This window comes from Streptomyces sp. NPDC088794 (assembly GCF_044750545.1).
Lineage (GTDB): Bacteria > Actinomycetota > Actinomycetes > Streptomycetales > Streptomycetaceae > Streptomyces.
This window is the reverse complement of sequence record NZ_JBIVKB010000021.1, coordinates 130,645-153,365: the sequence shown is the minus strand read 5'-3', so window position 1 is coordinate 153,365 and position 22,721 is coordinate 130,645. Positions and strand designations below refer to the sequence as shown.

Annotated in this window: 13 protein-coding genes; 9 read left to right on the top strand and 4 right to left on the bottom strand. The window is 69.9% G+C overall.

Translation table 11 applies throughout. The features are described 5' to 3' along the window. Positions 1-11 precede the first annotated feature (11 nt). Entirely contained in the window at positions 12-3,326 is a 3,315-nt protein-coding gene (locus ACIP6U_RS42590; RefSeq protein WP_401728294.1) for a trypsin-like peptidase domain-containing protein, read from the bottom strand. Continuing rightward, positions 3,323-3,649 carry a trypco2 family protein gene (locus ACIP6U_RS42585; protein WP_401728293.1) on the bottom strand — a complete coding sequence of 109 codons (327 nt, stop codon included), beginning with the start codon at positions 3,647-3,649 and terminating at the stop codon, positions 3,323-3,325. Before ACIP6U_RS42585 ends, ACIP6U_RS42590 begins: the two co-directional genes overlap by 4 nt. 119 nt (positions 3,650-3,768) lie before the next feature. Here ACIP6U_RS42585 and ACIP6U_RS42580 point away from each other — a divergent pair, with 119 nt between their 5' ends. Then, on the top strand, positions 3,769-8,403 hold the full coding sequence (locus tag ACIP6U_RS42580) for a tetratricopeptide repeat protein (RefSeq protein WP_401728292.1): 4,635 nt from the start codon (positions 3,769-3,771) through the stop codon (positions 8,401-8,403). A gap of 240 nt (positions 8,404-8,643) precedes the next feature. Here ACIP6U_RS42580 and ACIP6U_RS42575 read toward each other — a convergent pair whose 3' ends face one another. Beyond that, positions 8,644-10,644, bottom strand: a complete 2,001-nt coding sequence (locus ACIP6U_RS42575) for a recombinase family protein (RefSeq protein ID WP_401728289.1) — start codon at positions 10,642-10,644, stop codon at positions 8,644-8,646. Next, a complete protein-coding gene (locus ACIP6U_RS42570; RefSeq protein ID WP_401728288.1) occupies positions 10,641-10,952 on the bottom strand; it encodes a hypothetical protein in 312 nt (103 codons plus the stop codon). The genes ACIP6U_RS42575 and ACIP6U_RS42570 overlap by 4 nt, the downstream gene beginning before the upstream one ends. 818 nt (positions 10,953-11,770) lie before the next feature. Here ACIP6U_RS42570 and ACIP6U_RS42565 point away from each other — a divergent pair. The 8 genes from ACIP6U_RS42565 to ACIP6U_RS42530 all read left to right on the top strand — a co-directional run bounded on the left by ACIP6U_RS42565 (position 11,771) and on the right by ACIP6U_RS42530 (position 22,716). Continuing rightward, positions 11,771-12,778, top strand: coding sequence for a hypothetical protein (locus ACIP6U_RS42565; protein ID WP_401728285.1), 1,008 nt, complete (start codon positions 11,771-11,773; stop codon positions 12,776-12,778). A 77-nt stretch (positions 12,779-12,855) separates the two neighbouring features. Then, on the top strand, positions 12,856-13,212 hold the full coding sequence (locus tag ACIP6U_RS42560) for a pilin (RefSeq protein ID WP_401728283.1): 357 nt from the start codon (positions 12,856-12,858) through the stop codon (positions 13,210-13,212). Between the two features lie 386 nt (positions 13,213-13,598). Further along, a complete protein-coding gene (locus tag ACIP6U_RS42555) occupies positions 13,599-15,167 on the top strand; it encodes a hypothetical protein (protein WP_401728282.1) in 1,569 nt (522 codons plus the stop codon). Continuing rightward, entirely contained in the window at positions 15,164-16,270 is a 1,107-nt protein-coding gene (locus ACIP6U_RS42550) for a PrgI family protein (protein WP_401728280.1), read from the top strand. The genes ACIP6U_RS42555 and ACIP6U_RS42550 overlap by 4 nt, the downstream gene beginning before the upstream one ends. After that, positions 16,267-18,171 (top strand): VirB4 family type IV secretion system protein, encoded by a 1,905-nt coding sequence (locus ACIP6U_RS42545; RefSeq protein WP_401728277.1) that lies wholly within the window; start codon positions 16,267-16,269, stop codon positions 18,169-18,171. The genes ACIP6U_RS42550 and ACIP6U_RS42545 overlap by 4 nt, the downstream gene beginning before the upstream one ends. Before the next feature lie 93 nt (positions 18,172-18,264). Then, positions 18,265-19,116: a hypothetical protein gene (locus ACIP6U_RS42540; RefSeq protein WP_401728276.1), complete on the top strand. Its 852-nt coding sequence runs from the start codon at positions 18,265-18,267 to the stop codon at positions 19,114-19,116. A gap of 574 nt (positions 19,117-19,690) precedes the next feature. After that, a complete protein-coding gene (locus ACIP6U_RS42535) occupies positions 19,691-21,658 on the top strand; it encodes a type IV secretory system conjugative DNA transfer family protein (RefSeq protein ID WP_401728274.1) in 1,968 nt (655 codons plus the stop codon). Positions 21,659-21,678: 20 nt separating this feature from the next. After that, the gene (locus tag ACIP6U_RS42530; RefSeq protein WP_401728272.1) at positions 21,679-22,716 is read left to right on the top strand and encodes a replication-relaxation family protein; all 1,038 of its coding nucleotides are present in this window, start codon (positions 21,679-21,681) and stop codon (positions 22,714-22,716) included. Positions 22,717-22,721 lie beyond the last annotated feature (5 nt).

The window sequence follows — 22,721 nt, the reverse complement described above, 5'->3', positions numbered from 1 at the left end:
CTCCCCTCACATCACCTGTGAGCGGAGTCTACTGGGCCGTCGGTGCCCACGTCGCGCAGCGCCGCCGCGCAGCGCTCGGCCAGCCGGGTCGCACCGCAGCCTGCCGCTTCCTGCGCTGCACGACGCAGAATCCCACGGGCGGCTGCTGGATCGCGGGCCGCGAGGGCCAGGCCCCGATGCAGCAGGATGTGCGCGCTGTCCCGTCCGGGCGGGCTCCATCTGGCCGAACGCGCCTCCCCGAGAAGGCGCATCGCCTCGTCGGTGGCGCGCTCGGAGTCCGCCAACCGGCCGGTCTGCCGCAGCAGTACGGCGTGATCGGTGAGAGTGACCGCGAGCAGTCCGGTGGCGGCGCCGTCCGCCGCGAGGGTACGGCGCAGGGCGACGGCCTCGGCGAGTACGTCGACGGCGGACGCGGTACGGCCGACGTCGGTCAACCGGGCGGCCAGGCCCACCAGTACGAAGGCCAGGTCCGACATCCGGGGTGCCGAGGTGCCGTCCCCGGCCAGCCTGCGGTGAATGGCCGCCGCTTCCTGGGCGCAGGTCAGCGCCAGTTCGGGCGCGCGCAGCGCGGCGTAGAGGCGGCCCTGGTCGTGCAGGGCCCTGCCCAACGCGGCCAGATGACCGTCCGGCGACTTCTCGGCCAGCTCGCGCAGCGTGTCGACGGCCTCGCCCAGCGGCTCGACGGCCTTCTCCGGGGCGCCTGCGGCCTGGAGGTACACCGCGTAGCCCAGCAGCGAGCCCGCCAGTTCCTCGGGCGGGCGGTCCGGGTCATGGGCCGCGAGGTGTCTGCGGATAGCCACGCTGCGGGCGCCCGCGTGCAGCGCGTCGGCGGCGCGGTCGGCCCCGTGGCACCAACGGGCGTGGTGGTGCAGGACCTTGGCCAGTCGTGCCGCTCCCTCGGTGTCGTCCACAGCGTGGGCCGGGGAGCCGGCGCCCTCCCCGGTCAGGGCCAGCAGCCGGTCCCCGGTCCGTGCCGCGTCGTCGAACCGTCCTGCGTCGGCGAGCCGGGCGCCGTAGCCGAGGAGCATGTCGATCAGCTCGGCCGGTGCGGCGTCTTCGCCGCGCAGTCGTACCGCCTCCTCCGCGGCCTCGACGGCCTCCTGGTGGCGCCCGGTCGCGGACAGCCGGTAGGCGAGGGCGAGCAGGGCGTCGGCCAGCGAGCCCGGTGCGGTGTGCGTCGCGGCACGCAGCCTGGCGACGTTCTGCCGGGCCATGGCCAGGGCGGGGCGGGCGAGGATCTCGGTGTAACGGGGTACGGCGGAGAGCAGATCGGCGGGGAGTGCCGCGTCCGAGGAGGTGGCCGCGGGGTTTGTTGTGTCCACCGTGTTCGTCAGGGCCGCGTCGAGGGCGGTGGTGAGTGTGGTGCTGGGTTCCTGGATCAGCAGATCCACGGCGGCGAGGGCAAGCGGGCGCGGGCGGGCCGTCACGGCGGCGACGATCCGCTCTCGCAATTCCGGGAACGGCTCGCTCGCCCGGCACAGCACCCGCAGCAGATGGGCGGACTGGTCCCGGGTGGTGCGTGCGGCGATCTCGGGCAGGAGTTCCGGGAAGTCCCGGAGCGTGGAGCCCACTTGGTGGGCACCGAGGGGGTCCGGGGACAGGCCCGCCCAGTAGGTGTCCTGTCCGCCGTACAGCTCGTGGAGCCATACGGCGGCGGCGAGCCGGGTGTTTCCGGTCTCGCCGGTCATGCAGTCGAGGCAGGCCAGGAGGGCGCGGGCCTCGGTCAAGGTGGCCGCCCGGTGCAGGGTGGCGGTGGCGACCAGTTGGCGGAGGGTGGCGGGGTGCAGATGGCCGATGCCGTGGGCGGTGGCGGTCTGGGTCCAGTAGTGCTCCTCGTGCAGGAGCAGGATCTCTTCCTCGAGGGTCGCGGGGTCGGTGCGTTTGGGGGTGGGACGGGCGCGTTCCAGCAGGCTGGTGAGCGCGGCCATGTTGAGGGCGAGCGCACCCGAGTAGCGGGGACCGGCGAGGTGCGGCGGGCCCGACGGGGGTTCGGTCTCGGCACTGTCCGGCAGTCCCGTGAGCGCCGCGAGTGCGGGTGCTAGTTCGTCGGCAGCGCGCCGGAACGCCTCGGCCCGGCTTCGCGGGTCCTGAGCCAGCGGTTCCAGGTCCAGTACCGCGTCCGGCGGAAACTCGCGCAGCGCCCGAGTCGTGACCTGGGCGTGCCGCCACCACTCGCCCGCGCCCCGTGCGAGCAGCAGCAGCCGGACGGGGGCTGCGCCGCTGGCCGGGCGCAGGGCCCGCAGACAGGCGCGTAACTGTTCGGGGCGGGTCTCGGCATAGTCCAGCACCAGCAGGAGGGGATCCGACAGGGTGGCGAGCAGACCGAGGCGGTCGTCCGGGCACTGGTCGTCCAGAAAGCCGGCCGCCCAGCCGTGATCCGTCATCCGTTCCACGAGTTCGCGAGCCAGTCGGGTCTTGCCCTGGCCGCCGGGTGCCGCCAGTAGTCGCAGGGAGAAGTCCCGTGGTTCCCGGCACCAGTCGGTGAGGGCGGTGAGCCAGTCGTCCCGGCCGTGGCAGCCGACCGGGCTGACCTCGGCCCGCAGCAGTCCCGCGGGGGATCCGGGCGGCGCGGACGGCGAGAGCAGTACGGGGGCGAGTTCGACGCTGCGGGGACGTACGCGGCCGAGGAGCCGTATCACCTCCGGGTCGGCGAGGACCGACTCGACGGGTACGGCGGTGAGCGCGCCGCCGGCCGGATCGCCCGGGTCGACGCAGACGAGGCCGACCAGCAGCCCCTCGCACACCACGCCCGCTCCGGACATCCCGCTCCAGCGGGTCGGCGGGCGGCGGCGCGGACTGGTGGCCTGTGCCGCGGACGGTGGCGCGGGCCGTGCGGGCGGGACCGGGGTGCGGACCGTGATCTCGTAGCGGCCGGCCTTGAGGCGGCTGCCCGGGGTGATCTCCCCGGTGATGTGGGCGCTGTCGCGGAAGGTGAGCGTGCCTTCGGTGATCAGGTTCATCCCTGCCGGGAAGCCCACGGCCTCGGCCGCGCGGGTGCCGCGGGTGCCGGCGAGCCGCCCCCAGCCAAGCGTCGGCAGACCGCCCGGTGGCCCCGGGACCGCGCCGCCGTCGAAGCGGAGCAGCGCCGCGTCGACGCCGGTCCCGGGCGGCTTGTCGTGCCGGTGCCACAGGACGGTGGTCCAGCGGTCGTTACGGCCGGGCATCCGTACCAGCGCCCTGCCGCCCGCGGGACCGGCGACATGACCGGCGGTCAGTACGAGTCCGTCGTCCAGCAGGAAGCCGGTCCCGGTGGCGTATCCGCCGGTCTCCCGGGGCCGGTAGACCTCGACCGCCCGGCCGGCGGCCAGCGTCCGGGAGTCGATCACTGTCCGGGGATCTGATCAGTGCCGCCGGAGACCTCCAGCGGGCCGCCCGCCGGATCCTGGGGTGTGAGGGTCAGCCGTACGGAGTGTGTGGTGCGGTTCTCCACGGACCGCCGGCCGCCGGCGGTCAGCACATAGAACTTGGCGCCCGCGTTCGCCTCGGCTCCGCTGACCAGCTCCACCTGGAACTCCAGTTCGACGGGACCGACCTCGAAGCGCAGGCTCCCGGGTGGTGCGAGATGCCGGGCGGTCTCCAGTTGGGCCCGCAACGACTCGATCGCCTGGGCGAGTTCCACCGCTGCTCCGCTGCCACCGTGCTCGGTCATTCCCCCTCCTTCGTACGGTTGCAAAACAGCCTTACCCACCGTCAACCGGTCCTACCGCTGCCAGAATGCCCGCCTGGGAGCACGCCTCGGGTGCACAACTTGTCCGGGCGGGAGGGGACATGCGTATGGCGGTTGGCTGGCAGCGGCTGGACGCGGGGGTTGTCGAGGTCGCCGCGCGGCTGCCCGGCAGGGCCCGGCTGGTGCTGGGGTCGGGCCGGCTGCTGCCCGATGGGTACGTCTTGACGGCGGGGCATGTGGTGCCGGAGCCGGGGACCGGTGAGACCTGGGTGCGCTCGGTGTCGGGAGGCGATGACCGGGAATGGCTCAAGTGCCGGGTGGTCCACCGCCGTTACATGCCCCGGGAGAAGGCCGCGCCCGGCCGGGAGGCGGTGGATCTGGCGGTGCTGCACTGCGCGGATCCGCGCCTGGCCGAGCTGCCCGGTCTGCCGCCGTACCGCTGGGGGAGGCTGGTCACCGATCCCTGCCGGGCCCGGGTGTCGGCGACGGGTTTTCCCAGTGGCTCCGCTGTGCTCCGCCTCGACGCGATTCCCGCGTTCCGTGACACCGCGCAGATCGACGGCGTCATCAGCACCCCTGTCCCCGGCCTGGGGTGGCGAGAGGTACGGGTGCACGGTCCGGTGCCGGCGCTGTTCGGTGCCGGCAGTGGCGGGGGCAGCGACGGCGAGAGGGCTTCTCGGTGGAAGGGGATGTCCGGGTCGGGCGTGCTCTGCAACGATCTGCTGGTGGGCGTGGTGGTGAGCGCCCGGCCCGAACCCGACTCCGGCCGACTGTACGTCCAGGACCTCGCCCCGCTGTGGGACGACCCAGGCCTGCGGGCCCTGCTGCGGCTGCCGCCCGAAGGGCCGCACACCGCCGAACTCCAGCCGCTGCTCCACCCGCACACCGGGCACGCGATGAACTCCCCGATCTCGCTGCTCCGCCCGGAGGCGGGTGTCGTCGAGTTCCATGGACGGCGCTGCGAACTCCGTCGGATCGCCGACTGGCGCGACGGTGATCGGCCCGCGGCGGTGCGTCTGATCACCGGGCCGGGTGGGCAGGGCAAGACCCGGCTCGCGCTGAAGACCGTCGAGAAGGCGCGCCGGGCCGGATGGGCGGCCGCGTTTCTCGCCGAGCGGGCCGACCCGGACGAGCTGCGCGCCTTCCTCTCCTCCCGTACCGTGCCGCTGCTGCTGGTCCTGGACTACGCCGAGGCCAGGACGGGGCAGGTCCGCTCCCTGTGCGAGATGCTGCGCGACGAGACGGCGCACGACGAACCGGGCCGACCGCCCGTGCGCATCCTGCTGCTCGCCCGGAAGGCCGGCGAGTGGTGGACCACGACCGCCCAGTACGCCCGTACCCTCGGGCTGCTGGAGGACGGCTCCGACACGTTCGCGCTGCCCGTCCTCGACCCGTCGCCCGAGGAGCGCGGCAAGGCTGCCCGGCTCGCGGCGCACGGCCTCGTCGCCGGGCTGCGGAGGCAGCGGCCCGGAACCGACCCGCTCGACGCACCCCTGCCGGACGTCACCGACGAACGCTTCGCCGCGGCCCTGAACCTCCAGATGGCGGTTCTGGTGGCCCAGCTCCAGCATCTGGACCCGGTGCCGGTGACGGGCGGCGAGCCCGACGAGATGATCCTGCTCCGGCACGAATGCAAGCACTGGCAGCGGACATTGGCGCAGTTCGGCCTCGACGATCTGCCGGAGAGGGAGCTGCCCCTCATGGTCGCGGCGGCGACGCTGTGCGGAGCCGACGACATGACGGAGGCGGTCAACACCCTGTGCCGACTGCCCCGGGAGGAGGACGGTGCGAGCGCCGACCCGGCCGCGGCGGCACGCTGGCTGGCCGGGCTGTACCCGTCGGACGGGCGGTACTGGGGCGCGTTGCAGCCGGACCGGCTCGGTGAGTTCCTGGTGGGCAGCGTTCTGGCGGAGGAACGGCGGCTGCTGGACTGGCTGCTGCCGACCGCGAGCCGACGGCAGGTCGAGTCGGCCTTCCATGTCCTGTCCCGCGCGGTGCCGCACCAGGCGCCGGTGGCGGAGCGGCTGCGCGAGGTCGTGATCCGGCACCCCGCTCAACTCGCCCCGGCAGCCGTGCGGACGGCCACGGAGGTGGCCGAACCGGCCCCGCTGCGCGAGGCGTTGGACGCCGTACTGGAGGAACTGGAGCGGCGGTCCGGCGGTGACACTGCCCTGGCCGGTGAGCTGTACGAGGCCGTCCCGTTCCCGACCCTCGCGCTCGACCAGTGGGCCGCGGACCTTGCCGGGCTCCTCACCCGCCGGGCGCGCGAGACCCCGACCGGCGAGAACGCGACCGGCCAGACCGCCGCACTGGCCGGCCGACTGCACCGCTACGCCATGCGGCTGGGCGAGGTCGACCGGGCCGAGGCGGCTCTGACCGCCATCGAGGAGGCGATCGGCCTGCGCAGGAAACTCGCGGCCGACGGTGATCCGGGCGCGCAGGAGAGCCTGGCCCTCTCGCTCAACACCCGCACAGGTCTGCTCGCGGACGACGGCCGCACGCTGGAGGCCCTGGCATCGGCCCGGGAGGTGATCGAGTGCTACCGCCGGCTCAGCGAAGCCGATCCGGAGCGTCATCTGCCCGATCTGGCCATGGCGGAGACGAACCTCGCCAACCAGCTCACTGACACGGGGGCCCGGCCGGAGGCCGTCGAACCGGCCCGTACCGCCCTGGAGCGCTATCGGAGTCTCGCGGCGCACGATCCGGTCTACGCGCCCGATGTCGCGCTCGCCTGCCACAACCTGGCGCACGCACTGGCCTCGGCGGGACGCAGGAGCGAGGCGGTCGCGGCGGCGACGGACGCCGTGGCGGCCTACCGCAATCTGGCGCGGCAGACGCCCGACAGCCATCTCCCTGACCTCGCGGACGCGCTCGCCAATCTGGCCAACCAGCTTCTGGAGGCGGGCGGTTACGACGAGGCCGAGGCCGCCATGGACGAGGCGCTGGACATCTACCGGAAGATCGCCGATCGCTCCCCCGCCCGCCAGATCCCCAACCTCGCGGCGACCCTCTCCAACGCGGTGGTGATCTTCCGGGCCTGCGGAAACGGGGCGCGGGCCGTCGCCACCGCCGAGGAGGCGGTGACGCTGCTGCGGCCGCAGGCCCGACGGCAGCCGCTCGCCCGTCAGTCCGTGCTGGGCTCGGCGCTGAACAACCTGGGCATCCAGTACTCCGAGGAGGAACAGCCGGAGGACGCGGTGACCGCGGCGGAGGAGGCGGTACGACTCTTTCGGGAGGGCTTCCGGACGCTGCCCGACGCCTATCGCCCGCTACTCGCCAACGCGTTGTGCAACCTCGGCAACTACCTCGGCGACCTGGGGGATACCGAACGGATCCCCGAGGGCCTGCGGAACGTACGGGCTTCGATCGCGCTGCTGCGGGAACTGACCGCAGCGGAACCGGAGGCTCACGCGCCCCGGCTGGCGGTCGCCGTCGACGTACTGGGCAACTCGCTCCACGACCTCGGCAAGACCGAGGAGGCGCTGCCGCACTACGAGGAGGCGTACGAACTGCTGGTGCCGTTCGCCGAGACGGAACACCGTTCCCATCTGGAGCAGTTGGCGGACGTCGGCGCCAACTGGTCGGCGGCCCTGGTGGTCCTGGAGCGGTGGCGCGACCTGCTGGCCCTCACCGAGCGCACCATCGGGCTGCTGCGCGCGGCACGCCAGGATCCGGTGCCGCACCGCGGTTCGCTTTCCAAAGCGCTGAGCACCCGCGGCATCGCACTCGCGGAGCTGGGGCGGCCGCACGACGCGGTCGGTCTGTTCCATGAAGCCGTACTGCTGTCACGACAGTTGACCGAGGAACAGCCGGACCATCTGGAGGTCCTGCTGCACGATCTGGAGCACCTGGCCCAGGCCCTGCACAACGTCGGCCGGCGGTCCGAGGTCGCCGCGGTGACCGCCGAGGCCGTCGCCGCGTACCGCCAGCCGGCCGCGGCCGCATTCCGGCCCGAGCACCGGGCCGCATCGCTCGTCGCCCATGCGGAGGCGCTGGTACTGGCGGGCGATCACCGGGGACTGGAGGCGGCCGAGGAGGCCGTACAGGTGTGCCGTGAGCTGGCCGCGGCAGACTCTGTCGAGGCCGAGGCTCTGCTCTGTCCGGCGCTGGACTGGTATGCGTCGGCCCTGTTCCGGGAGGGGATGCGGGAGGCGGCAATCGAGGCCGGTGAAGAGGCGTTGCGCCACAACCGGGAACTCTCCCTCGATGTGGCGTCGGCGGCGCTGTCCCTGGCCTGGGCACTGGTCGAGGGCGAGTCGGCCCCGCGGGCGATCGAACTCGCCGAGGAGGCGCTGACACTGCTCGACTTCGAGGAGGCCGACGACTGGCAGGGCGAGGTGGCCCTGGCGCACGAGGTGATCGCCAAGGCGCAACTCGCGCTCGACCGGGCCGAGCGGGCGCTGGAGTCCGCGCTGCGGTCGGTGGACCTCCACCGCCCCCTCGCGGACGCGGTTCCCGAGGTGTACGCGTCGGCCCTCGCCCAGGCGCTGGGCTCGTACGCCCTCGCCCTGCACGCGACCGGCCGCCACCCGGAGGCGGTGACCGCCGCCGAGGAGGCGGTGACGGTGACCCGGGGCCGCTTCACCGCCGAGCCGATGGCGTACGCCTTCGACCTGGCCTCCGTACTCATCGTCCGGGGCCGGGTAGGCGGCGGATCGCCGGCGCTGGGAGAGGCGGCGCGGATCGCGGAACGGTACGGCTGGCGACGGCTGGCGGAGGAGGCCCGTCAGGGCTGACGGCACTCCGTTGCCGCCCGCCTGCTCTCTCGCTCCCCCAGTCAGTCGACGTATCTGGTCGTCGATCCTCACCCGCGAGCTCAGAATGGTCGCCACCAGGCTCGACCAAGACGGCGGCGGCCGCATGTGCCCTATTTCACCAGGTCAGCGGCGTGGTGGAGTTCATGCACTGAAGCGGACTCCACCACGTCGTTGACTCAGCGACTGTCCATATCCTCGAGCACCAGGTGAATACAGTCCTCAACTGCCGCCACCGTGAGAGAGCAGGCGCCTTCTAAGCGCTTGGCCGCAGGTTCGAGTCCTGCCGGGGGCGCCAACAGCATCTGTACGGGCTGTGACTCTCTGGACCTTCGGCCTCGCAATGGCAGGCATTGAATCTTGCGTCCTTTCCGCCGTCATGGCGATGTCGGGCAGCACGTCGGCGGGCAGCGTGATCTGGATCGTCGCCACCTCCGGGTCGTAGTGCAGCCGAATGGTGAGCTGAACGACCTCGAAGAGTCGTCTCAGCAGTTGCTCCGGGGCGTGCACGAGGTTGAGCGCCAGGTAGGGCAATCCGTCGAGCAGATCCGCGTCCTCCGCATTCGGACGAGCAGGTTCAGCCGCGTCGGCTGCGTCCAGCCTCGCGATGCCGGCGAGAGCGGCCCCTCGTTCGGATTCCAGCCGGTTGTAGCTCTCGCGCAGTCCCTTGGTGAAGGGGTCGTCGGGACTGGAGGTCTCGGCCTGACGGAGGATGTTCGCCTGCCTGGTCGAGAGTCCGTCGAGAGCATGCTGGAGCTTGTCTCGCTCGGTCTCTCGCTGTCTCGCTGCCCGGTCATCGACGGACGCGAGTTCCGCCGCGAGCAACTCTCGCCGCTCTGGGCCAAACACTCGATCCGAGAGGAAGGCCGAGATCGCTTCGAGGATCGCATCCTCCCGTAGATACACGGTCTTGGGATGGCCCTCGTAAGCGTCGGGACGGCCCCGGTTGTTGGCCTGAGGCTGGCAGCTGTAATAGGTGATTCCGTCGCGGTGTTTGCCGAACATCCGCCGGTCGCAGGCATGCAGCAACATGCCACGCAGGACGTAGGTGCGGCGGGTCTCCGGATGAACGTTGAGGGCGTTGCCGTCCCGGGAGCCGCGTTTGGCATGCCGCCGCTCGGCGAGTTCGTCGTACATCCACTTCGGGATCAACGGTTCATGCACCGGTTCGGAGGACCAGACCCACATCACCGGGTCGTTGTGGGCGCCGCTACGGCTTCGGCGAGCACGCCGGTTGAAGACCTGGTAGCCGGTGTACTTGGGGGCGCGCAGGACTTCGCACACTGACGACTTGCTCCAGGCACCCCGCGCCTTGGCAGCGCCCCCGGGTGGAATGGGCGGCGGGTATTTCTCCGGCTCGGTGTTGAGGCGGTCGACGATGGCCGCGTAGCTGAGTCGTTCGTAGTAGCGCCAGTGGGCGATCTGAGTGACGGTCTCGGCGCGGATGCCGTCCGGCTCCAGGCGTGACTTGGTCGCGCCCCGTTCCGCTTTCATGGGATTGGGGTGGCGGTAGTGCTTGGCGCGGTACCCGTACGGCGGCTTGCCGATGTTCCAACCCTCGCGCACGTGCGTGCACAGCCCGCCCCAGGAGGTTTCGAGGGCATTGAACACCTCGTACTCGGCGACGGACTGATTGATACGGCGTTGCAGGATCTGCTGGGCCCGTCCGCCGTCGAGTTTGATGGGCTCGTTCCAGGCGAAGAGCGGAACGCCGGCACGCTCAAGTCCCCGCTCGACGGAGAGGTTTTCAAACATGCGTCGGGCGACCCGTGAGGTGCTTTCACAAATCACGGCATCGAAGCGTCGGTTGGGGTGCGCGGCCTCCGCCAACAGGTCGGTGATCCCGCCGTCACGCGCGATGGGGATGTCGAACCGTTCGTAGTGCGTCCCGCGCCCGCGATCGGCGAGCTCCATGCGGCCGGATTCGACGTCGTAGAAGTGGCACACGATCGCCCAGGAATCCGGTAACGCAGTTTTGCTGCGCTCCAGTTGGCGTATGAGCGACTGCCGCGGATCCTGCTGTTCCTCGGTGGATGTCCGCCCGACCCAGGCCACCCGGACCTCGCCACTCAACAGGGCGGTGGGCGTGCCGAAAGGGGAGACGGCGAGGTCGGAAAGGCCAGAACCGGGCACTGCCGGCGCCGAGCGGGGCGATGGGGTTCGCCGGGCGAGTGCTGGCGCAGGTGGGTTCTGTTCGGGGACGTCATTGAAAGATGTGGTCACGCCGCGTCGTCCTTGTCCTGCTCAGGAGGATCCCCGGCGGCGTTCCGGACGGCTGCAGCCCACACGAGTAGATCGTGGATGGCTGCGGTTAAGTCGCCCTGCAAGCGCTCCCCTTCGGCGCCACCGAGGTACGTCACGTGTCCGAAGTACCGACGGACACGGCCGCGCTCGCTGCGACCATCGTACTGCCAAATCGCCTGTTCAGAAGGGATATCGGGCGAGCTATGCTGGTCGGCCTCCAACGCGGCCGTCGCCCGGTCGTCGCGGCCTTCGCCAAGTTGTTCGGCCTTTAGATCGTCTGAATGCACGCGTACGCCTCCATGGGTGTGGCGTGATCAGGCGGCGTCTTCCTCAAGCACGCGGCCTCAAGGGCCGGGCAGCAGGACGTGCGTGGCTCGAAGACCGGCCGGCAGAAGCTGAGTTGACCACTTCTACTGCTGGGTGTTCCAGATCGTGCCGGTGCGGCCATCGGGAGCATATGGTGCCCAGTCGTGGCGTGGGTGGTAGCGGTCCTGACGATGACGATCAGGCGCCATTCCGGGATACTCCGTGCCTCGGGATGACTTTGCCGGGCGACCAGCCTTGCGGAGATCTGGCAAGCGGGGCGCCTGCAGCAGTGTGGCGACACCGGACGGGCAGCACAGCGATCGGGGCGCGATAGAGGCATACGGATCCTCATGGGGGCGAGACATGGACTCCACTCACCTCAAAAGGCCGGGATACGACGCCGTTTTGGCCACGGGACCACGAAGATTCTTTTGAGAACCCGCCACCCCCGACTCGCAGGACAGAGGACCTCTTTTCATCCAGAAAGATCCGATTCGCCAAATAGTACTCTCGCGACGGAAGTAATTTTGGCACGATACTCCGCGCACTGAATCCACCAAGAGGCGTCTAGATCATTACTAAACTCGCAGGTCAGCCACTACCAAAGCGCTTGCCCAGCGCTGCGGCACGCCAAGCCTGACGACCCACCGAGACAGCCCCTCCACACTCCTCTTAAGTCATTTTTAGTGGACGGAATCAGCGGACTAAAACCACAACCTTGTTCTTCTATTGGTCTTTTCTTGTCGCGTGTCTGGCTTCCTGAGGCGTCATCTCATTCCATTCGAGGAGGCGCCTGATCATGGCTGTTCACCATTCCGAGCGCAGCCGCGCCGACCGCACCCGGGAGAACCCTCTTCCGCTGGACACAGCCCGCGAGTGTTTCGCCCTACTGGTCACCGGGCCCCAGCCGTTGTCCCTGGATGGCCGTGCTTTCCGCAGTCTGCCGCACCGGCCCATCCCATTGGATGAACTGCGAGACCGGTTGCTGCGGCGCAACTGCCCGCGCCGTACGCGCGACGCGGTCTGGGCACACCTGGTACGCCGTTCCCGGCGCGAGGGGGCCACATGGACGCTGGCGTGCGCCGGCATGGCGCTTCCCGCACTGGCCGGTGTGGCGCGTCGGCTGGCCGAACGATTCCCCGGCGACCCTTTCGATGTCCACGCCGAGGTGCTGTCCGGGTTCCTGGGAGCGCTGGAGGCCATCGACGTCGCCCGCCCTCAGATCCTGCCGCGCCTTCGGTGGGCCGCATACCGGCAAGGATTCGCTGCGCTCGTAGACGCGCTTGACGCCCCCACACCGGTCGCTCCGGGGTTCCGGTCAACAACTCCACGACCGCCCTGGGGACACCCGGATCTAGTACTGGCCCGTGCGATCCGAGAGTTGGTCCTGACACAGACCGAAGCGGACTTGATAGGCGCTACCCGACTCGACGAAATCGCCATCGCCGACTGGGCCTCCCAACATCAGACCACACCCAACGCGGCCTACAAGGTCCGCCGCCGCGCCGAGGCTCGCCTCATTGCCTTTCTCCACAACGAGGCCCGGGACACAGACCTCGATGATCCTGTGTCCATCTCCGCGATGGGCGGCTTGCCCTCCGCTCCGGTGCTCCCTGCCCGCCGCAACGCCGTTCTGGCGCTCACCAATTCATCGACTTCGGCAACCGGAACCGAATGGAGCCGATTGCAGGGACGGACTGGACAATCCGCGATCGGCGTGGCCAAAAAGGCCGCAGAATCCGGCCTTTTGAAGCGCGGGAGTTGCCCGCCCGCCGCGACAACCCTGCCGACTCCGGAGGTGCCCTGATGCACCGGCCATACCTCCCCCACCGCTGCGAGCGAACCGCCGCCCGCGTCCGTGCACGGTTGCACCACACCTTCGTCGTGAGCCGACTGGCCCGCATTCTGAGCTGCTGGCTACTGCTCACCGGAGCGGCCCTGCTACTGGTGTGTCTCCTGGGCGCGTCTTCAGCGCAAGCGGCCGAGTCCGGACAGGTCCTGGCGCTGGCAAAGTCGGTCAACGCCGTCCTGGACAACATCCGTAACTGGATCATGGGCATTCTGGCCGGTCTCGCCACCGTGTTTCTGTCCCTCGGCGGAGTGCGCTATGTCATGGCTGGCGGCGATCCCGGTGAGGTCGAGAAGGCCAAGACCTCCTTCAAGAGTGCCGGTTGGGGCTACGGGTTGGCTGCGCTCGCGCCTCTCGTTGTCCAGATCCTCAAGGGGATCGTGGGGGCCTGATGACCGCCCTGGCTCCCGCGCCCCTGGCAGCCCGGTTCTCCGTTCCGACCGCCCTCGGTCGGAGCGGGGCCAGACGCCCGACGGCACCGCGCTCTTCGCGTACGGCATCGCGCAGCTGGTGGCACCGCTGGCGAATCGCCCTGGTGCTCACCACCGTGACCCTGGCAGTCCTCGCATCTGTGTTCTCCGCTCAGGCCGATCCGAGCCCCAGCCCCGGGCCAGCGCCGACGGCCACCGCGTCCACCGAGCCCACATCCCAACCGTCAGAAACGGCATCGCCCTGCGTGGAGTCGGATTGCATCCCTCAGCCCAGCACGGCGGCGAGCCCGACCCCCACCGCAGGGACCTTGCCCCCAGCCCAGGTCCCCAGTGGCGGAACTGGAGGCGTGTCCGGGTGGATCGCCAAGGGCATCGCCAAGGGCATCGCCAGCGCGATCACGGGCTTCTTCAAGTCGGTGATCAAGTTCGCGCTCAACCCGCTGCTGAACATGATCAGTGACTCGCTGCTGACCACGCCAAGTCCGGCGTCCCTTCCACGCGTTGGCGAACTGTGGACGAACTCCTGGCAGATCGCACTCGCCTGCTACGCCCTACTGGTCGCCATCGCCGGGATTGTGGTGATGAGCCACGAGAGCGTGCAGACCCGCTACTCGATCAGGGACATCGCGCCGCGGATCCCTCTGGGGTTTCTCGCCGCCGCCCTGTCGCTGTTCTTCGCAGGCAAGGCGGTCGACTTGGCCAACGCTCTCTCCTACGCGGCCATGGGTGGCGGCGTTGACGAGGACTCTGCCGGCCCCGCACTGCGCGACTTCGTGTTGAGCAGTTTCGTCGCCTACGACGGCAACCTGTTCGGCATCTTGATGTGGGTCGTGGTCGTTGGCGTCCTGGTGGCCCTGCTGCTGACCTTCGTGGTTCGCGTTGCCCTGACGGTGATGTTGATCGTCGCGGCTCCCCTGGCGCTGATCTGCCACGCGCTGCCACAGACGGACGGCATTGCGCGGTGGTGGTGGAAGGCCTTCGGCGGGGTGCTGGCCGTCCAAGTAGCCCAGTCCCTGGCCCTGATCACTGGGGTCCGAGTGTTCTTGACCCCCGGCGGATTCGGGCTGACCGGGCTGTTCGGGGTCACCACCCGAGACGGGCTGGTCAACGTGCTCATCACATTGGCGCTGATGTACATCGTCTTCAAGATCCCGTTCTGGATTCTCGGCTCGCTCCGCTCCAGCGGCGGTCGCTCCTTCGTCGGCCGCATGGTTCGCGCCTACGTGATGTACAAAACGTTCGGCCTGCTGCGCAGTGGGGGTGGTGGGGGTACCGCGTCGCACGGTGGAGCGCGCCGCCCACCGTCCTCGACGGGGTCCGGCGGAACATCCCGTCGTCCACGGCTACCCGGGGCGGGGCCGCCCTCAGGCAACTCGGGCCGACAAGGCCGCGGTGGCAACCCCGCGTCTGCGGGGCCCGGTGGACCCCCAGGGCTCCCGCAACGCCCGCCGGGGCTGCCGCTGTTCCAACAGCCGACCCTCACGGTCCCCGCGCCCAATCAGCCGACCGGCCCGGCCGCCGGACCGCCGCCGATGCCTCAATTCCGGGCTCCCGGTGCTTCCCCATCAGGCACCGCCCCAGCCTTTGCGGCCATACCGCCGACTCGGCCTGCCCGTCCACCCGGCCCTCCGGTATTCCAGGCTCCCGGCGGCACCCGGCCCACTCCGCTGGCCAGGCCAACCGGCAGGCCCCCGGTTCCCTCCCGGCCTCTCTTCCAGCAGCCCACTCCGCAGCCTCCCACCCCGCCGCGGCGCACCACAGGACCTCCCGCACCCGCGACTTTCCAGCCGCCAGTGCCCCAGTCCCGGACAGCCCGGACGCAGCACCCGCGCACCAACGTCCCGCCGTCTGTTGTCTTCAGCTCCCCGCCGACCCGACCGACCGGCAACACCCGCTGCGGAGGTGATCCGTCATGACCCAGCCCATACGCATCCCCGCTGACGTCGACCGCGAGGACACCGTCCTCGCCAACCTGACTGCCCGCCAGCTGATGGTCCTGGCCGTCGCCGGAATCGTGCTGTACGCGGGTTGGTCCTTCACACACGTCTTCGTACCGCTGCCGGTGTTCCTGATTCCCGCCGTCCCGGTCGGGGCCGCCGCTGTCTTCCTAGCGCTGGGCAGGCGGGACGGGTTGTCGCTGGACCGGCTGATGCTCGCCGCCCTGCGCCAGCGCCTGACGCCGCGCCACCAAGTCGCCGCCCCGGAAGGGATCCCCCCGGCACCGGCATGGCTTACTCACCAGGTCACCGAATCCGAGCAGCCCACCGGCGACATCGCCCCGGCTGCGCTGCGATTGCCGGCCGAAGGAGTGAGCGAGACCGGCGTGATTGACCTCGGCACCGACGGGGTCGCGGCGGTGGCGGTGTGCAGCACCGTCAACTTCGCCCTGCGTACTCCCACCGAACAAGACTCCCTGGTAGCCGCGTTCGGCCGCTACCTGCACTCGCTCACCGCTCCCGTCCAGGTCCTTATCCGCGCCGAGCGCCTGGATCTGTCCGCGCAGATCGACGAGTTGCGCCAGTACGCCCCGTCGCTGCAGCACCCCGCGTTGGAAGCCGCCGCGCGCGAGCACGCCGACTACCTCGCCCAACTCGGCCAGCGCACCGACCTGTTGCGCCGTCAGGTCCTGCTTGTCCTGCGCGAACCCCTCGGGCCGAGTCTTCCCGCCGATGTGCTGGGCGGCGGTTCGCCGCTGGCCGCGCTCGCACGCCGCCGCAGGCAGGGGACGTCCGGCAGCGAGCACCAGGATCAGGCCGTGCGGCGCGCTGTTGAAGCGCGCTTGGTGCGCCGCCTCGGCGAGGCGATCGAGCTCCTGGGCCCGATCGGCATCGTGGTCACACCCCTGGATGCTGGCCAGGCCACCGCCGTACTGGCCGCCGCGTGCAACCCCGACAGTCTCCTGTCGCCGTCCTCCGCGCTCGCCGGCGCCGACGACGTCATCACCACGGCCGCGCCCGAGGAGAACTGGCCCGCTGTGCCTCCTTCCTGGGACGAGCCTGACGGGAGGGGCGCGTTGTGAGGCGCTCCCGCACGCACGCAGGACGCCCGGCTTCTCCGGCACGCGACCGCGGGCGCGCCGGGGCGTTCGCCCCGGACTCCCTGGCCGTCGCGCCCCGGCATCTGCAGGTCGGGGCGGAGTGGGTGGCGTCCTTCGCGGTCACCGGTTATCCGCGTGAGGTGCACCCAGGCTGGCTCCAGCCGCTGATGGCCTACCCCGGCAGGGTGGACGTCAGCCTGCACATCGAGCCGATCGATCCGGTCACCTCCGCCAACCAGCTCAAGCGGCAACTCGCCAAACTCGAATCAGGTCGCCGTTACACCCAGGACCACGGGCGGCTCATCGACCCGCAGGTCGAGGCCGCCACCGAGGACGCCTACGACCTGTCCGCCCGCGTCGCCCGCGGCGAGGGCAAGCTCTACCGACTCGGCCTATACCTCACCGTCCACGCCGTCAGCCACGAGGACCTGGCCAACGACGTCGCGGCCGTACGTGCACTGGCCGCAAGTCTGCTGATGGACGCCAAACCCACCACCTACCGCAGCCTCCAGGGCTGGGTCACCTGCCTGCCCATGGCACTGGACCTGGTACGAATGCGCCGCACCTTCGACACCGCCGCACTGTCCGCAGCATTCCCCTTCACCAGCCCCGACCTGCCCCCGCCGGACCCCACCTCGGTCGCCGCCCCCTCCGGCGTGCTCTACGGCTACAACATCGGCAGCCAAGGGCTGGTGCACTGGGACCGCTTCGCCCTGGACAACCACAACTCCGTCGTCCTGGGCCGTTCCGGCGCCGGCAAGTCCTACCTGGTCAAACTGGAACTGCTGCGCTCGCTCTACCGGGGAATCGAGAACTACGTCATCGACCCCGAGGGCGAATACGCCCGCCTCGCCTCAGCAGTCGGAGGCACCTACATCCACCTCGGCGCCCAGGACGTCCGACTCAACCCCTTCGACCTGCCCATCCACACACGGCCCGACGGACGCCGTACCGCCCCCAAAGACACCCTTGTTCGGCGCGCACTGTTCCTGCACACCGTCCTGTCCGTACTGCTCGGCTCCGCTCTCGCTCCGACCGAGCGGGCAGTAATCGACAAAGCGATCGCCGCGACGTACCAGCGGGCCGGCATCACCGCAGACGCGCGGACCTGGACCCGTCAGGCCCCGCTGCTGTCCGACCTCACCGACGTCCTGCACCATACGAAGAACCAGACCGCCACGGACTTGGCAGCACGGCTGCACCCCTTCACCCAGGGTGCCTTCTCAGGCCTGTTCGCCGGCCCGACCACCACCCAGCCAGATGGCCACCTCGTGGTGTTCTCCTTGCGCGACCTGCCGGACGAACTCAAGCCCATCGGAACCCTGTTGACGCTGGATACGGTCTGGCGCCGAGTGTCCAACCCGGCGCTGCGCCGCCCGCGACTGGTAACCGTCGACGAGGCGTGGCTGCTCATGAAGGAACCAGCCGGCGCACAGTTCCTGTTTCGCATGGCCAAGGCGTCCCGCAAACACTGGGCCGGGCTGACCGTGGCCACCCAGGACAGCGCTGACGTGCTCGGCTCCGACCTGGGCAAGGCAGTAGTGGCCAACGCCGCCACCCAGATCCTGCTCCGCCAGGCCCCGCAGGCCATCGACGAGATCACTCAGACCTTCGATCTGTCCGAGGGCGAGCGGCAGTTCCTGCTCACGGCCGACCGAGGCCAGGGACTGTTATCGGCCGGAACTCAGCGGGTCGCCTTCGCGTCCGTGGCCTCGCCCACCGAGCACTACCTGGTGACCACGGACCCAGCCGAGCTCGTCGCCTACGCCGAGGCCAGCGCCTCCGCCCCGGGCGACGAGTCCTACCTGGACCTGGAATCCGCAGATCCGGATCCGGAGGCATTCGAGGCCGAATCCGGCGGCCAGGTCGATCTGGGCACCTGACCCGCTCCTCGACCGCGACGAGCCTGGCCCGCTCTCAACACCCTCTGCCCGGCGTCGCCCTACATCACATTCCTCTTCCCGAGGGGAGTCCCCATGTCGCCTCCCGACTCCACTCCGCCCCACTCATATCCTCGTCCCTCGCGGCTGCTGGCCCAGAACCGGGAGATGCGCGCGATCGGTGTGTGGAACTGGTCCCTACCCGCGTGGGCGGGCCGACTTCCCGATGGCCGTAGCTACAACACCTGTCCTTCCGCGGGTATTTGCCGCCACGTCTGCTACGCGCGCCACGGCACCTACACATGGCCAGCCGTGAAAGCCAAGCACCAGTCCAATCTGCAGTTCGTGCTCGACGACCTGTCCGGCTGGCGACAGTCCCTGATCGCGGAGCTCGGAGCGCGCAAGTTCCTCGGTGCCTGGGTCAGGATCCACGACAGCGGAGACTTCTTCTCCGACGACTACCTGCTCGCCTGGCTCCACGTCATCCGCGCGCGGTCCGCAACGAACTTCTACGCGTATACCAAAGAGATCGGCAGGTTCCGCGCCTTGGTGGAACCGAACCCGCCGACCAACTTCCTTTGGGTCTACAGCTTCGGCGGCACCCAGGACGCCGCGCTCGACATCGACTGCGACCGCGTGGCTGATGTCTTCCCCAACGAAGAATCCATCGCCGCCGCCGGATGGAACTCGCAAGAAGCCAGCGACCTGTTGGCCCTCCTCGGACCGCGTCTGGTGGGAATCCCCGCCAACCGCATTCCGCACTTCCTGAAGCGGCTCAAGGGCCGCACGTTCCGCGCCTGGCAGGCCGAAGTCGACGCCGAACGCCGAACGCGCCGCCCTCAACTCGGCGATCTACGACTCGCACACGGCGTCCCCGGACCAATGACGCCGGCATCGGCTCCGTCCAGCGATCTGGCCCCTGCACCGCACCGGGACCCTGCCGCCTGACCTGCTACGTCGTCACCTCACGTGGAGACCCCTGACATGCTCACCCGCCACCTCCTGCTGGCTGCATCACGCCTCGCAGGTCCAACGGACTCCGATTCACCACTGGGGAACTATCTGCGCGATCCCAGCGGCACCTTGCACGCGGCACTGGGTCACATCACGCGATGGGTCATCCTCTGGTGGCCCGTGGCGAGCCCTGTACTGGTGTTCGCCGCGGTCGGCGTGGGCGCGGCGCGCTGGTGGTGGCACCGGTGCTGCCGCCGGATGCTCAACTCGGACGCCCGGATCGTCACAGTGCTGCCGCCGCCCACCGCCGACCCGGCTGGCGCCGAAGCACTGTGGGCGAATCTGCTGGGGCTGCTGCGGCCGGCCTGGTCGCCGCCTGACCGGCCAGCCGCACCTGGCCTGGGAGTACGTCTTCGACCGCGAGACCATCCGCATTCAGCTGTGGGTGCCCGGCGTAATCCCGCCCGGGATGGTGGAGCGAGCCATTGAGGCCGCCTGGCCGGGAGCCCGCACCCGTACCACTCCCGCACCACCGCTAGTCGTTTCGGCCCCCGGCCAGGAGGTCGAAGTGGCCGGGGGCGAGATGCGCTTGGCCCGGACCGAAGCCCTGCCCATCCGCACCAACTTCCCGGCCGACCCGATCCGCGCTCTGCTCGGCGCCCCCGTCGGCCTCGGCCCGCACGAGCAGGCCGTCGTCCAAATCCTGGCTCGCCCGGTGACCGGACACCGCGTGATCAGAGCTCGCCGAGCAGCTCGGCATGCACGCGCCGGTCGCTCCACTCGTCCTGTCGGCCTCCTGCTGGACCTGCTCACCCCCGGCCAGCACCCGCGCTCGCGCCACCGTCGTGCCGCCCCGGTGGTCGACCGGCAGACCATGCTGGAAACCTCTGCCGAGGACAAGGTGATCGTGGCCAAGCAGCGCGGCGCCTCCTATGAGACCCGGGTGCGCTACGTCGTCACTGCGGTTGTTGCTGAAAGCCTGGGCGCCGAGCAGCGTGCTGCCTTACGAGGCCGGATGCGTGGCCGGTGTCACGCGATCGCCTCAGCGTTCGCCACGTTCACCGAGCACAACTACTACCGTCGCGCCCGGCTCCGCCGCCCACTGCGGTATCTCGCCCAACGGCGCCTCGGCGGCGGTGACTTACTGTCCATCCCGGAGATGGCAGCCGTCGCCCATCTGCCGTGGGACGAGGCCATCCCCGCCCTGCAACGCGCTGGTGCCCGTGCCGTGCCACCGCCACCCGGGGTGGCTACAACTGGCCTGGCAGTCCGCCCAATTGGCCTCACCGACTCCGGACACACCCGCCCGGTCGGCGTACGAGTGCCGGACACCCGCCATCACCTGCACATCCTCGGCGCCACCGGATCAGGCAAATCCGAACTCATGGCCCGCATGATCCTGGCTGATGCCGACGCGGGACGCGGCCTGATCGTCGTCGACCCCAAGGGCGACCTGATCACCGACGTCTTGATGCGCCTGCCGGAGGAACTCGGCAACAAGGTGGTGCTCTTCGACGCCGACAGCCGGAGCCGGCCTCCCATCCTCAACCCGCTCGAAGGCGCCGACGCAGCGCGGACCGTCGACAACCTGGTGAGCATCTTCTCCCGGGTCTACGCGAGCAGCTGGGGACCACGCACCGACGACATCCTGCGCGCCGGCCTACTCACCCTGCGCGAGTTGCCCGGCACTCCCGTCCTGACCGACCTGCCCAAACTGCTGTCGGCCCCCGCCTTCCGGCAACGCGCTGTCGACCAGGTCCGCGACCCCGTCCTTCGTGGCTTCTGGTCCTGGTACGACGATCTATCCGGCCTAGCCCGCGCCCAGGTCACCGCCCCGTTGATGAACAAGCTGCGCGGATTCCTGCTGCGCCCCTTCGTCCGCGACGCACTCGCCGGCGGGCCCTCCACCGTCGACATGGACCAGGTGCTCGACGGCGGAATCTGCCTGGTGCGCATCGCCAAGGACGCACTGGGCACCGAGACCGCACACCTGATGGGCTCCATCGTCGTCGCCCGCACCTGGCAGGCCGCCACCCGCCGAGCCCGCATCCCCCAGGGGAAGCGGCAGGACGCCGGGCTCTACCTGGACGAGGCACACAACTTCCTCAATCTGCCGTATCCGCTTGAGGACATGCTCGCCGAGGCCCGCGGCTATCGGCTCTCGATGACGCTCGCTCACCAGTACTTGCGGCAGCTGCCCAAGGAACTGGAGGAGGGCATCAGCACCAACGCCCGCACCAAGATCTTCTTCAACGCCTCCCCCGAGGACGCCCGCCACCTCGCCCGGCACACCGAGCCACGGCTGAACGCTCACGATCTGTCCAACCTCGATGCCTTCCACGCCGCAGTACGCCCCGTTGTCAGCGGTGCCGAAGCGCCCTCCTTCACTGCGGTCACTGAACAGCTTCCCCCGCCGATACCTGGCCGGGCAAAGCAGATCCGCGCGGCCGCCCGCCGCAATGCCGTGCCCCAGCCGGTCTCCACACGCAAGAAGTCCAGCGGACAGCCGGTCACCGACCCGCGCCGCACCTCCTGATTCCCGAAGGAGCTCAACTCGTGATCACCAATCCCACTCCGCAACGGGCCCTACGCGGGCACCGGCCCGAGCGTCCTGGCCAACGCCCGGCCACCACCGGCGAGTTCATAGCCCAGCTCGCCCAGCACCTCACAGACCGCGACCGCTGGCTCGCTCGCATGCTCTACGAGCACAAGGTGCTCACCACCCACCAGATCACCGAGATTGCGTTCCCCTCCGCCCGCGCCGCCAACAGCCGCCTCCTCCAGCTGTACAAGTGGCGTCTGGTCGACCGGTTCCAGCCGTTCATCACCTCCGGCACGGCGCCCATGCACTACGTCCTCGACGTCGCCGGCGCCACTGTCCTGGCCCGCGAAGACGGTCTGGATCCCCGTACCCTCAACTTCCGCCACGAACGTTCCATCGGTATCGCCCACTCCCTGCGGTTGGCCCACACCGTCGAAACCAACGCCTTCTTCACTGCTCTCATCGCCTCTTCCCGCACCCCCAAGGCCTCGGGGCAACTCACGACGTGGTGGTCCGAGGCCCGCTGCGGCACACACTTCGGCGACATCGTGCGTCCCGACGGCTACGGTCGTTGGCACGAACAGCACACCGCGTTCGAGTGGTTCCTGGAGTTCGACTTCGGCACAGAACGCCCCGACCGCGTCGGCGCGAAACTGCCCGGCTACGCAAAACTCGCCGCCACCACCGGCATCACCACACCGCTCCTGATCTGGGTGCCCACCGTCCGTCGGGAAGCCCGCATCCGTCGCGCCCTGGTCGCGGCTCTCGGCACACTCGACGATCCCTCGCTGGTCCCGGTGGCTACTTCCAGTGCCGACTTCCACGACGGCCAACAGCATGACCCCTCCGCCGCCCGCTGGCAGCCTCTGGACTCCCAACAGCCCGCCCCGCGGCGTCTCCGACTCGCTGAACTCGGCAATTTCTGGCCGCAGTTGACACCATTGAGCTCTGCCTCTTCACCCTCGACCACCGTGGGCGGAGATCCCTCCCACGACCTCACAGCGCCACATCCATTGGCGCCCAGGCCCACGCCCCGCCGCCCCGGCCGGTGATCCAA